Source organism: Streptomyces sp. rh34, assembly GCF_002551245.1.
Taxonomy (GTDB): Bacteria; Actinomycetota; Actinomycetes; order Streptomycetales; family Streptomycetaceae; genus Streptomyces.
This window is the reverse complement of sequence record NZ_NTGZ01000221.1, coordinates 1-12,184: the sequence shown is the minus strand read 5'-3', so window position 1 is coordinate 12,184 and position 12,184 is coordinate 1. Positions and strand designations below refer to the sequence as shown.

Annotated in this window: 10 protein-coding genes and 1 pseudogene; 5 read left to right on the top strand and 6 right to left on the bottom strand. The window is 74.3% G+C overall.

Annotation, left to right across the window (positions count from 1 at the left end):
* Both CR470_RS29270 and CR470_RS29265 read right to left on the bottom strand, forming a co-directional pair.
* Positions 1-691 (bottom strand): annotated as a pseudogene (locus CR470_RS29270) (FUSC family membrane protein); the annotation flags it as partial.
* A gap of 38 nt (positions 692-729) precedes the next feature.
* Positions 730-1,923 carry a DUF2786 domain-containing protein gene (locus CR470_RS29265; RefSeq protein ID WP_097870510.1) on the bottom strand — a complete coding sequence of 398 codons (1,194 nt, stop codon included), beginning with the start codon at positions 1,921-1,923 and terminating at the stop codon, positions 730-732.
* 62 nt (positions 1,924-1,985) lie between these two features.
* On the opposite strand from CR470_RS29265, the gene CR470_RS29260 reads away from it, so the two are divergent.
* The gene (locus tag CR470_RS29260) at positions 1,986-3,662 is read left to right on the top strand and encodes a bifunctional 3'-5' exonuclease/DNA polymerase (protein WP_097870509.1); all 1,677 of its coding nucleotides are present in this window, start codon (positions 1,986-1,988) and stop codon (positions 3,660-3,662) included.
* 159 nt (positions 3,663-3,821) lie between these two features.
* On the opposite strand, the gene CR470_RS29255 is transcribed toward CR470_RS29260, so the two are convergent.
* Together CR470_RS29255 and CR470_RS29250 are read right to left on the bottom strand one after the other, a co-directional pair.
* On the bottom strand, positions 3,822-4,682 hold the full coding sequence (locus CR470_RS29255) for a dioxygenase family protein (RefSeq protein WP_097870508.1): 861 nt from the start codon (positions 4,680-4,682) through the stop codon (positions 3,822-3,824).
* Between the two features lie 133 nt (positions 4,683-4,815).
* The gene (locus CR470_RS29250) at positions 4,816-6,195 is read right to left on the bottom strand and encodes an alpha-lytic protease prodomain-containing protein (RefSeq protein ID WP_097870507.1); all 1,380 of its coding nucleotides are present in this window, start codon (positions 6,193-6,195) and stop codon (positions 4,816-4,818) included.
* A gap of 251 nt (positions 6,196-6,446) precedes the next feature.
* Here CR470_RS29250 and CR470_RS29245 point away from each other — a divergent pair, with 251 nt between their 5' ends.
* Positions 6,447-7,127 (top strand): phosphotransferase, encoded by a 681-nt coding sequence (locus tag CR470_RS29245; RefSeq protein WP_097870506.1) that lies wholly within the window; start codon positions 6,447-6,449, stop codon positions 7,125-7,127.
* Positions 7,128-7,212: 85 nt separating this feature from the next.
* Here the strand turns inward: CR470_RS29245 and CR470_RS29240 are convergent, their stop codons facing one another.
* A complete protein-coding gene (locus CR470_RS29240; protein WP_097870505.1) occupies positions 7,213-7,494 on the bottom strand; it encodes a DUF3263 domain-containing protein in 282 nt (93 codons plus the stop codon).
* A gap of 44 nt (positions 7,495-7,538) precedes the next feature.
* Complete coding sequence (locus CR470_RS29235; protein WP_097870504.1) at positions 7,539-8,816, bottom strand: ABC transporter substrate-binding protein; 1,278 nt, start codon at positions 8,814-8,816, stop codon at positions 7,539-7,541.
* 432 nt (positions 8,817-9,248) lie between these two features.
* On the opposite strand from CR470_RS29235, the gene CR470_RS29230 reads away from it, so the two are divergent.
* From CR470_RS29230 to CR470_RS29220, 3 genes are all read left to right on the top strand, one after another.
* Complete coding sequence (locus tag CR470_RS29230; RefSeq protein WP_373561452.1) at positions 9,249-10,142, top strand: ROK family protein; 894 nt, start codon at positions 9,249-9,251, stop codon at positions 10,140-10,142.
* Positions 10,142-11,299, top strand: coding sequence for an N-acetylglucosamine-6-phosphate deacetylase (gene nagA, locus CR470_RS29225; RefSeq protein ID WP_097870502.1), 1,158 nt, complete (start codon positions 10,142-10,144; stop codon positions 11,297-11,299). The genes CR470_RS29230 and nagA overlap by 1 nt, the downstream gene beginning before the upstream one ends.
* A gap of 147 nt (positions 11,300-11,446) precedes the next feature.
* A partial coding sequence (locus CR470_RS29220) for a 1-phosphofructokinase family hexose kinase (RefSeq protein ID WP_097870501.1) occupies positions 11,447-12,184 on the top strand: 738 nt, incomplete at its 3' end.

The window sequence follows — 12,184 nt, the reverse complement described above, 5'->3', positions numbered from 1 at the left end:
CCCGGGCCCCGTGCAGCTCGGCCGGGCGGCGGCGGGCCTGGCGCGGGGTGACCGCGGCGGCGCTGCGGGCGGTCATCAGCGGCAGCGGGTCGAAGGGGGCGACCGGGTCGTGCCGCAGGCGGCGGGCGTAGTCGGCCTCGGCGGCCAGGGCGTCGGCGAGCGCGTCGCGCTGGGCGCCCCATCTGCGGACCGGGAAGAGGACGATGAGCGCCGCCTGTACGAAGCCGCCCGCGGCGATCATCCCCGCGTGGGCGGCGGCGTCGACGACCGAGGTCGGCAGGGTGATCGTCACCAGCATGATCGCGACGTTCGACGCGGCGATGATGCCGCCCGTGGGGCCCGCCGCCCAGGCGAGTCCGGCGAGGAAGGTCCAGGCGCCGAGGAGGCACAGGAAGAGCACGACGTGCGCGCCGCTGACGTAGCCGACGAACGTCGAGACGGCGAGGCTCACACCGGAGACGAGGGCGAGGACGGGGCGGGGCCGCCAGCTGCGCTGGAAGGTGGCGATGGCCGCCTGGAACGCGCCGAACGCGGAGCTCGCCGCGATCTCCGGCCCGAACAGCACGAGCCCGGCCCCGACGACGAGGGCGAGGCCGGCCGCACCGCGAAAGGCGATGAGGGGTTCCAGCCTCTGCCGCTCGATCTCCAGCCCCGAGCGGGCGGTCTCCTTCAGCGCCCGGAGCCAGCTCATGGGCCGAGCCTAACGGTGCAATCTCGGACAAGCTCGACTTACGCCGTGATTTCCCCGTCGGGTCGGGGGGACGCGCCGCCCCGCGCCCCGCCCATCCGGGCCCGGTCGGCGGCCTCGGTGCCGTGCGTCCAGCCCGCCAGGTCCAGGACCCCGCGCAGACGGGTGGACGTGGTCCTCGGGAACATCCGCTCGGCGGTGTCGGCGACCGCGACGTCCCGGGCGGCGAGGACGGGAAGCAGTCCGCCGCCCCCGCCGCCCTCCGTGCCGGTGCCGGTGTCCGCTTCCGCCGTGATCCGCTCGGCGTCGGCGGCCAGCCGCCGCCCGAGGCGCTGGGCGTACCCCATCAGGAACGCCTGCCGGAAGGTCTTGGTCCGCTTGCGGCCCCCGGCGCGCTGCCCGGCCTCCGCCCGGGTCATCGCGGCGGTCCCCTGGACGAGCAGCGAGGTGAACAGCAGCTCGACGGCCTCCAGGTCCGGCTCGAAGCCGATGACCGTGGTGAAGCCGAGGTCGTCGTTCCACACGGCCTGACACCGGTTCGCGGAGGCGACGGCGTCGAGCAGGATCGCCTTGGCGCTCTCGTACGGGGGCTCCACCCCGATCCGGCAGGCTCCCGGCGTCCCGGGGCTCCGCGTCCGGGCGGCGAGGAGGGCCTCGTCGATGGTGTGCCGGGCCATCAGCTCCTGCGCCTTGGTGGTCAGCGCCTCGGCCTCCTCCGGGAAGCCGGTCGCCTCCGCCTTCGCCAGCAGGGCCCGGATCCGGGTGAGCATGCGGGGCTCGTCGGCGGCGGGCGGCCGGTGCAGCCGGCCGGCGGAGGCGCCGGGCGGTGGTCCCACGGGCTCGATGGCGGGCAGCCGCAGCAGCACCCGGAACAGTTCCAGCAGGTCACCGGCGTAACTGAACCGGTCGGGCCGGTTGCGCGGTACGGGCGGCGGAAGCTCCGCGAGCTGCCGGCGCCAGCGGGGCGGCAGCTCCGCGTATCGGGCGGTCTCGGCGGCGATCAGGGTCCCGGCCAGCGCCGCCCGCCGCTCGTCCAGCTCCCGGCGGACGAACCGGACCAGGTCGGCGGGGTGCCAGCCCCGCTCCCAGGCCCGGCGCACGAACTCCTCGCCACGCCGGTGCGCCTCGTCGTCGGCGTCCGGGGCGGCGGCGAGCAGGGACGCGCCGGTGTCCAGGGCGGCGTCGCCCTCCGCGTAGAGGGCCGCCGCGCACGCCCGGTCGATCACCGATTCCATCCGGCCAAGGGTAGGCGCGCGGCTGCCGGGCGTTGTCAGTGGCGGGTGCCAGACTCGCGTCCATGACCGAACGGTGGGCGGTGGCGGCTGCGGACGGGGGCGGGGCGCTGCTCGCGCCGCTGGCCCGGGACGGCACGCCCGCCGGGCCGGCCCTCGCCGAACCCGACCTCGTCGAGGCGGTCCGCTCCCGGCCCGAGGTGGTGCGCTGGGTGTGGCGGTCGACCGCCGAGATCTACCCCCGGCTGCTGGCCGCCGGGGTCCGGGTCGAGCGGTGCTACGACGTCGAGTGCGCCGAGCTGCTGCTGCTCGGGCACGCCGGGAGGCTCGGCGAGCCCCGTTCCGCCGCCGCCGCGCTGGCCCGGCTGGACAACGCGCCGGTGCCGCCGGACCCGCCCGCCCGGTCCGCCGAACCGGGCGCGCAGTCCTCCCTCTTCGAGCCGACGTCGGGCCCCGGGGTGCCGTTCGAGGGGCTGCTGCGGGTCTACGCGGACCAGGTGCGCCGCCATGACACGTCGGAGCACCCGGACCGGATGCGGCTGCTGACCGCGTCGGAGTCGGCCGGGATGCTCGTGGCCGCCGAGATGCACCGGGCCGGGCTGCCCTGGCGCGCCGACGTCCACCGGGAGCTGCTGAACGGACTGCTGGGCGAGCGGTACGCTGGCGGCGGCGAGCCCCGCAGGCTCGCCGAGCTGGCGGACGAGGTGTCGGCGGCGTTCGGCCGCAGGGTCCGCCCCGACCTGCCCGCCGATGTGGTGAAGGCGTTCGCGCAGGCGGGTATGCCGGTGAAGTCGACCCGGCGGTGGGAGCTGGAGGAGGTGGACCACCCGGCGGTCGAACCGCTGATCGCGTACAAGAAGCTGTACCGGATCTGGACGGCGCACGGCTGGTCCTGGCTCCAGGACTGGGTGCGCGAGGGCCGCTTCCGCCCCGAGTACCAGCCGGGCGGCACGGTCAGCGGCCGCTGGACGACCAACGGCGGCGGGGCCCTCCAGATCCCCAAGGTGATCCGGCAGGCCGTCGTCGCCGACGCGGGGTGGCGCCTCGTCGTCGCGGACGCCGACCAGATGGAGCCCCGGGTGCTGGCGGCGATCTCCCGCGACCGGGGCCTGATGGAGGTGGCCGGTCATGACGGCGACCTCTACAAGGCACTGTCCGACCGGGCGTTCCGGGGTGACCGTGAGCACGCCAAGCTGGCGCTGCTCGGCGCGATCTACGGCCAGACGTCCGGGGACGGGCTGAAGAACCTGGCCGCCCTGCGCCGCCGCTTCCCGCTCGCCGTCGCCTATGTCGACGACGCGGCGCGGGCGGGCGAGGAGGGGCGTGTGGTGCGGACCTGGCTGGGCCGGACCAGCCCGCCCGTCGCGCCGACGGGCCAGGACGAGGAGGCGGGCCTTCCCCAGGAGGGCCCGGAGGGGTCCGGGGCCGCGTCCGACGGCGGTCAGGCGCGGGCCCGTGGGCGCTTCACCCGTAACTTCGTGGTGCAGGGCAGCGCGGCCGACTGGGCGCTGCTGCTGCTGGCCGCGCTGCGCCGGACGCTCTTCGAGCAGGGGCTGCGGGCGCAGCTGGTGTTCTTCCAGCACGACGAGGTGATCGTGCACTGCCCGGCCGGGGAGAGTGCCGCCGTCGCGGAGGCGATCCGCGCGGCGGGCGAGCTGGCCGGGCGGACCGCCTTCGGGGAGACGCCGGTGCGGTTCCCCTTCACGACGGCGGTGGTGGAGCGGTACGCGGACGCCAAGTGACGGCTGGTGGGCTGATGGGCTGATGGTGCGGACGATCCGCGAGAACGTCTCTGGGCGGCCCGGGGTCGGGACAGCGCGGAGGGACGCGAGAAGCGCCCCGTTCACGCGCCGGACGGCGTGAACGGGGCGCGGGCGGTGGTGCGCTCGCTGTGTCCTCGTCTACCCGCGTTCCCACAACGCGGGGACGTTCGGCGGCTCCCAGCCCGACACGGCCTGGTGCGCCTGCAGACAGCGGTAGGCGACCCCGCCGTACGTCACGCGGTCACCCGCGCGGTAGGCGGTGCCGGGCGACCAGGTGGTCCCCGGCTCGGTGGGCGGATCGGTGGGCGGATCGGTCGGGCCGGGCGTCTGGGCGACGTCCAGGACGAAGTCGAAGGTGCCCTGGCGGCCGTTGCCGACGCTGCGGACGTTCATCAGCAGCTCCGGGTCGAACAGGGCGTCGGTGTTGTTGCGCGGCTCGTTCGGGAAGTACAGCTGGGTGGTGAGGATGCGGCCGCCGGGCGCCTGCGCCTTCACGTGGATGTGCCGCGTCCGGCCCGGGTAGAGGCCCGGCACGATGGTGGTGAGGCTGAACGACCCGTCCGTACCGGTGAACTGATGCCCCCGGAAGGCGAACCGGGCCATGTCGTACGACCCGTTGGTGTCGGCCTGCCAGAAGTCGAGCAGGGCCCCGGGGATGGGGCGGCAGGCCCGGCCGAAGACGTAGCCGCTCACGGTGAGCGGCACGCCGGGGGTGCCCGGGGTCACCAGGCTGGTGCGGCGCGGCGAGTTGGGCTTGAAGTACGGCCCCTCCATCTGCGGCGGCGTCGTGTCGTCGCCGTCGTCGCACTCCGGGGTGGGGGCCAGGGGCCCGTTCCCGGTGGAGGCGGCGTCCCGGGCGAGCGCGACGCCCCCTCCGGCGAGCAGGGGCGCGGCGCTCGCGACGAGCGCGGCCTTCAGGAGACCTTTGCGGCTGATCCGCCGCCGGTCCCCCGACGCCTCGTCGGACGCGTTCGGTTCCTGGGGGGTCGCGTTGTCCATGTGTGGGGTCATGACTGTTTCCTCGGAGTCCTCGGGGGGCCTCGGCGCGGGGAGGCGGGAGGCGGGAGGTTCAGGAGGTTCGGTGGTGCCGGGCCGGTCCCGGGCGGTCGGACCCGGGGCCGGTCCGGGGTGGTCAGACCCGCTGCCAGAGCGCCGGGACGGCCGCGGGGGTCCAGCCGGGCTGGGCCGTGTGTCCCTGGAGGCAGCGGTAGGTCGCTCCGCCGTACGTCACCGTGGCTCCGGCGGCGTACACGGTGCCGGCCGCCCAGGTGCCGCCCGGCGGGTCGGTGGGCGGGTCGGTCGGCGGGTCGGTGGGCGGGTCCGTCGGCCCGCCGCTGGTGACCAGGGTCAGCCCGTACGTCTGGAGCAGCGGGTTGATCGGCTGGAAGTACGTCGTACCGCCGGAGGAGCAGTTGCCCGAGCCGCCGGAGGTGACGCCCTGGGCCTGGCTGCCGGATATGTAGGAGCCGCCGGAGTCGCCCGGTTCGGCGCAGACGCTGGTGCGGGTCACCCCGGAGATGGTGCCCTCCGGGTAGGTGACGCTGGTGTTCAGCTGCTGGATGGTGCCGCAGTGCCAGCCCGTGGTGGAGCCGGAGCGGCAGACCGAGGCGCCGACGACGGACGCGGTGGAACCGGCGACGGTGACGTCGCCCCGCCCGTAGCCGTTCACCAGCGGACGCGGCGTCCAGTTGGCGTTGGTGGCGACCCAGGCCATGTCCCGGCCGGGGAAGGTCGAGCCCTGGAAGGAGCCCTGGGCCTGCTGGTTGACGCCGTTGGTGGTGGTGCCGACCCGCCCGCAGTGGCCCGCGGTGGCGAAGCCGTTCTGGGTGCCGCGCTTCACCGAGAAGCCGACGGAGCAGCGGCCGGAGCCGTTCATGTAGTACGCGTCGCCGCCACGGATGTCGGCGAGGGCGCGGGGCCGCTCGGCGGACCGGGCGACGGTGACGAGGCCGCTGCCGACCCCGGCCGACTTCAGGAACGCCTGTCCGGCCGCGGTGCTCGCGGCGTTCACGACGACCCGGTTGGCCTCGACGTCGACGTACCAGACGGGCACGTCCTTCGGTGCCTTGCGCAGCGCGGCCCGGTCGAGGGCCTCCTTGACGCCTTCGAGCCGGTCCAGGCTGTGGCCGACGACCTCGGCCCTCGCTCCGGCGTCGGTGATCCGGGCGGCCTCGGAGGCGTCGGTGGTGGCGACGGTCAGGGCCGCCTTCGCACCGCTCACCCGGGCTCCGGCGAAGCTGGCGCCGAGGGACTTCTCCAGGCCGGCGGCGACGGCGGCGGCGCGGTACTCGTTGGCTATCCGGCTCCGGGCGTCGTCGGCGTCCAGGCCGAGGTCGCGCTCCAGGGCGGCCAGCATGCCGGGCGACAGGCTGTCGGCGGAGACCGGCGGTGCGGTGGTGGCCGCGGGGCCGGCGGACGCCACGCCGGTCAGCCCGGCGAGGGCGAGCGCGCCCACGGCCACCGTGGCGGTGCCGGCGACGAGGGCGCGTCTGCGGAGCGTGGTTCTCTCCACGTAACTCTCCTTGGTTCAGGGGTGTCCGGATCCGGCGGGGGTTGGTCCGGACCAGGGAATTGCCGAAACCGTAGCGGCGGTGGCGCCCGGCGCAGGAGATCCCGTTCACCCCCCTCCCTCCGCGTTATGGGGCCGCGCGGCACGCGCTCCGGCGCCCCGCGCCGGCGGGCACGGAGCCGATCTCGCGGCCCGGCCGGGCGAAGCGGGAGCGCGTCTCCCCTTCGGCGGGGCGCCCGGGTAGGTTCGGCCCCATGCACACAGGGCAACTTCTGGGCTCGGGACGCACCGCCGACGTGTACGCACTCGACGGCTCCTGGGTCCTTCGCCGCTACCGGGACCGCACCGACACCACGGAGGAGCTGGCCGTGATGAGTTACGTCGGCGCCTTCGGCTTTCCCGTGCCGCGCATCGGCCCGCCCGCCGAAGGGGCCCGCCCCACGGACCTGGTGCTCCAGCGGCTGACCGGCCCGACCCTGGCCGAGGCCCTGCCGGCGGGGCGGCTGGGGGCGGCCGAGGCGGGCGCGCTGCTCGCCCGTCTACTGCGTGAGCTCCACGCCATACCGGCCCGGGTCTCGGCGGACCCGGTGGACCGCGTGCTCCATATGGAGCTGCACCCGGAGAACGTGATGCTGACGGAGGGGGGCGCGGTGGTGATCGACTGGTCCGGCGCGGCGGAGGGCCCGCCCGGTCTCGACCGGGCGATGTCGGCCCTGGCCCTGGCCCGGATCGCGCTCGCTGCGGGGTCCCCGGCCGGGGCGGACGTCCGGCCGCTGCTGTCGGCGCTCCTCGCGGAACTCGCCGACGACGGCGGCGCGTCGGCCGGTGATCTGGCCCTCGCCCGCGACCGCCAGCGGGCGAACCCGTATCTGACCGACCGCGAACGGGGCTGCCTGGACCGGGCGGTGGACCTGGTGATGGGCTGCGCGCCCTGAAGACGACCGGCCTCTTCAAGCCTCTCCGGCGTTCGAGGGGCGGAGCCTCCGGCGGCCCGGGGCCGGAGCCCCCGGCAGGAAGCGCTCAGCGCCGCCCGCGCTTCGCGTCGCGCACGCGCCGCAGCCGGTTCACCGTGACCGGGTCCTCGCGCAGCGCCCGCTCGTCGTCGATCAGCGCGTTCAGCAGCTGGTAGTAGCGGACCGGCGAGATTCCGAGCTCCTCGCGGATCGCCCTTTCCTTCGCCCCGGGCCCCGCCCAGGACCGCCGCTCCAGGGCGAGCAGTGCCCGGTCCCGTACGGACAGCTCGTCGGCGCCGGGGGCGGGCTCGGTCCGGGGGTCGTGGTGCTCGTGGTCGGGGGCGGTCATATCAGCCAACCTAATGCCCGCCCCCGACACCGCGTCCGCGGCCGCTACTCGGCGGCCTCCGCCTGGGTCGCCTCGGTCGCCACCTCTCCGAGGATGCTCTCGGGATTGCTGCCCGGCGCGACCGCGCTGCCGATCTTCTTCTTGATCGCGTCGCTGACCGTGGCCCAGGACGTCTTGGCGTAGGGGGTGAGCGTCGAGTTCGGCAGGGCCGCCAGGAACGGGCGCAGCTTCTTGTGCTTCGCGTCGGTCTCCATCGCGGCGGAGGCGCTGCCGGTCACCGGGAGCAGGTCGTACTGGTCGGCGAACTCCAGCACGTTCTCGTCGGAGTAGGCGTAGTCGAGGAACTTGCCTATCTCCCGGCGGTGTCCGTTCTCCTTGAAGCCCATCATCCAGTCGGCGACGCCCATGGAGCCCTTGGCCGGGCCGTCGATGCCGGGCAGCGGCACCATGCCGACCTTGATGCCCTCGGCCTCGGCCTTGTCCATCAGGGTGGGGTGACCGTTGAGCATGCCGACCTTGCCGTCGGCGAACTCCTCGAACGCCTTCGCCCGGTCCAGCTTGCCCGGCGCGACGGGGCCGGTGAGGCCCTCGCCGACGAGGTTGTCCCGCAGCCAGCGGAACGTGGCGACGTTCTCGGCCGAGTCGATGTCGTACGCGCCGACGTCGTCCGTGTAGCCGCCGCCACCGCTGAGGAGCCACATCAGGGTCTCGGCCTGGGCCTCCTCCTGGCCGAGCGGCAGGGCGAAGGGGTAGTCGACGCCCTTCGCCTTGAGCGCGGCGGCGTCGCTCCGGATGTCGTCCCAGGTCTCGGGGGCGTCCAGGCCCGCCTGGTCGAAGAGCTTCTCGTTGTAGAAGAGCAGCCGGGTGCTGGCGACGAAGGGCAGGCCGTACAGCGTGCCGTTGATCTTGCCCGCGTCGGCGAGCCTCGGCAGGAAGTTCGCCGTGGTGCGGATGGCGAGCGTCTCGTCGGCCGTGTAGAGCTTGCCCGCCTTGGCGTAGTCCGCGTACGCGCCGATCTGGGCGATGTCCGGGGCGTCACCGGCCTTGACCATCGCGGCGACCTCGCGGTCGACGTCCTTCCAGTGGAGGACGGTGACGTCGACCTTGATGCCGGGGTGCTCCTTCTCGAAGCCCGCCGCGACCCCGCTCCAGTACTTCTCGGAGCTGTTCTCCGGACTGGTGCCGTAGTCGGCGGCGACCAGCTTGAGCGTGACATCGCCGGATTCGGCGTCGCCGCCGCAGCCCGACAACGTTGCCGTCATTCCCAGCGCGGCCACCACCGCGGTCAGACCCAAAAAGCGCCGCTGCACAGCCTCGCCCATCCTCGTTGATCGCCTGGCTCACGGACGGTGCGCACGGCGTCGGCCGACGGCCTCTGAATCGGCCGCGGCAGTGCCGCCCTGTCCTGGACACCATCCGGATGAACTGCGATTTTCCCCCATTGGCGACGCGAAGGTCTACACCACCGGCATATCGCTTCAGCAACGTATACGGGTCCTGGGGGCCACAACTGACTTGCGCGTACTGGCAGTCGGGAGCCGCGAGCCGTATCTTGGTCCAGACCTTTGACCCGGATTCCCCCGGGTTCGAGACCCCATGCGTGACTTTCCGGCAGAAAAGGGCCGACCTTCACTCGTTCATCATTTTGTATGGGTGCGCAACAAACCACGCTAGTGGACTAGACCTTTTGGGGCCGGCGGGCGAAACTGTCTCCCGTGAGACATGTCATCGCCCTCGATGTGGGCGGCACCGGAATGAAGGCCGCACTGGTCGGGACCGACGGCACCCTCCTCCATGAGGCGCGTCGGGCCACCGGCCGGGAGCGCGGCGCCGACGCGGTCGTCGAGACCATCCTCGCGTTCGCGGCGGATCTGCGGGCCCACGGCGAGGAGCACCTCGGCGAGAGCGCCGTCGCCGCCGGGGTCGCCGTGCCCGGCATCGTCGACGCCGAAAAGGGCGTCGCGGTGTACGCCGCGAACCTGGGCTGGCGCGACGTACCGCTGCGCACCCTGCTCGCCGAGCGCCTCGGCTCCATCCCGGTCGCCCTCGGCCACGACGTCCGCACCGGCGGGCTCGCCGAGGGCCGGATCGGGGCCGGACGCGGGGCGGACCGCTTCCTGTTCGTCCCCCTGGGCACCGGGATCGCCGGCGCCATCGGCATCGCGGGCACCATCGAGGCCGGCGCCCACGGCTACGCGGGCGAGATCGGCCACATCGTGGTCCGCCCCGACGGCCCCGACTGCGGCTGCGGCCAGCGCGGCTGTCTGGAGACGCTGGCCTCCGCCGCCGCGGTGACGCGGGCCTGGGCCGCCGCCTCCGGGGACCCCGGGGCGGACGCCGCGGACTGCGCGAAGGCCGTCGAGTCGGGCGACCCGGCGGCGGTCCGGGTCTGGCAGGACGCGGTCGACGCGCTCGCCGCCGGCCTCGTCACCGCGCTCACCCTTCTCGACCCCGCCACGCTCATCATCGGTGGCGGTCTCGCCGAAGCCGGGGAAACCTTGTTCACACCACTGCGTGCGGCCGTCGAGGAACGCGTCACGTTCCAGAAACTGCCCCACATCGTCCCGGCGGCCCTCGGGGACACCGCCGGATGCCTGGGCGCGGGGCTGCTCGCCTGGGATCTACTCTCCACGGAGGTTTCCGCCTGATGGCCGGACGCGCAGCAGACAGCACCGTTCTCGCCGGCGCCCGGGTGGTGCTCCCCACCGGCACCGTCGAGGACGGCCGGGTGACCGTCGAGGGCACCCGGATCTCCGGTTCCGCACCGGAGGGCGCGCGGACCATCGACCTCGCGGGCCACTGGGTGGTCCCCGGCTTCGTGGACATGCACAACCACGGCGGTGGCGGGGCCTCCTTCACCTCCGGCACCGTCGACGAGGTCCTCACCGGCATCCGTACGCACCGCGAGCACGGCACCACCACCATGGTGGCCTCCACGGTCACCGGCGAGATGGACTTCCTCGCCCGGCGCGCGGGCGTCCTGTCCGAGCTGGTCGAGCAGGGCGACCTGGCCGGGATCCACTTCGAGGGCCCCTTCATCTCGCCGTGCCGCAAGGGCGCCCACAGCGAGGAGCTGCTGCGCGACCCCGACCCGGCCGAGGTCCGCAAGCTGCTGGACGCCGCGCGCGGCACCGCCCGGATGTTCACCCTCGCCACCGAGCTGCCCGGCGGCATCGGCTCCGTACGGCTCCTCGCCGAGCACGGGGTCATCGCCGCGATCGGCCACACGGACGCGACGTACGAGCAGACCGTCGAGGCCATCGAGGCGGGCGCGACCGTCGCCACGCACCTGTTCAACGCGATGCCGCCGCTCGCCCACCGCGACCCCGGCCCGATCGCCGCCCTCCTGGAGGACGACCGGATCACCGTCGAGCTGATCAACGACGGCACGCATCTGCACCCGGCCGTCCTGGAGCTGGCCTACCGCCACAAGGGCGCGGGCCGTGTCGCGCTGATCACCGACGCGATGGACGCCGCCGGATTCGGCGACGGGGAGTACCAGCTCGGCCCGCTCGCGGTCGAGGTCACCGACGGGGTGGCCCGGCTGGTGGAGGGCGGCTCGATCGCCGGCTCCACGCTCACCCTGGACACCGCGTTCCGCCGGGCCGTCACCCTCGACCGGATCCCCGTCGAGGACGTCGTCCGGTCCATCTCCGCCAACCCCGCCCGGCTGCTCGGCGTCTACGACCGGGTCGGCTCGCTCGACCCGGGCAAAAACGCCGACCTGGTCGTCCTCGACGAGGACTTCGTCCTCAGGGGCGTCATGCGCCGGGGCGAGTGGATCATCGAGCCGAAGACCGCCTAGGCGGACCGGTGAGCACGTAACGAAGCGATGGCGGTCGGCCCTCGGGGCTGGGCCGACCGCCCTCCCTTTTGACATGATCATCGGATTGGCGCGCCACGGACGGGTGCGCGCACCGCTGGGGCCACGCACCGAGGGAGGGACCGGCAGGTGATCCTGACCGTCACCCTGAACACCGCGCTCGACGTGACGTACACCGTCGACGCGCTCGTCCCGCACCGCAGCCACCGGGTCGGCGAGGTCACCGAACGCCCCGGCGGCAAGGGCCTCAACGTCGCCCGGGTCCTCGGCGCGCTGGGCCACGAAAGCGTGGTGACCGGCTTCGTCGGCGGGGCCACCGGGGGCGTCCTGCGCGACCTCCTCGCCCCGCTCCCGCCGCGCGACGCCCTCGTGCCCGTCGCCGGGAACACCCGCCGCACCCTTGCGGTCACCGACCGCGCGACCGGCGACACCACGCAGCTCAACGAGCCCGGACCGCAGGTGAGCCCCGCCGAGTGGGCCGCCCTCCTGCGGACGTACGAGGACCTGGTCGCGGATGCCGACGCCGTCGCGCTCTGCGGCAGCCTGCCGCTTGGGATCCATGTCGGGGCCTACGCGGAACTGGTCCGGATCGCCCGCGCCGCCGCCGTGCCCGTGCTCCTGGACACCAGCGGCGAACCGCTGCGCCGGGGCATCGCCGCCCGCCCCGACCTGGTCAAGCCGAACGCCGAGGAGCTGGCCCAGCTGACCGGCTCCCGCGAACCGCTGCGCGCCGCCCGCGACGCCCGCCGCCGCGGGGCCCACTCCGTGATCGCGTCCCTGGGCCCCGAGGGCGTGCTCGCGCTCACCCCGGACGGCGTCTGGCGGGCCGCCCCGCCCGCCCCCGTGCGCGGCAACCCGACCGGCGCG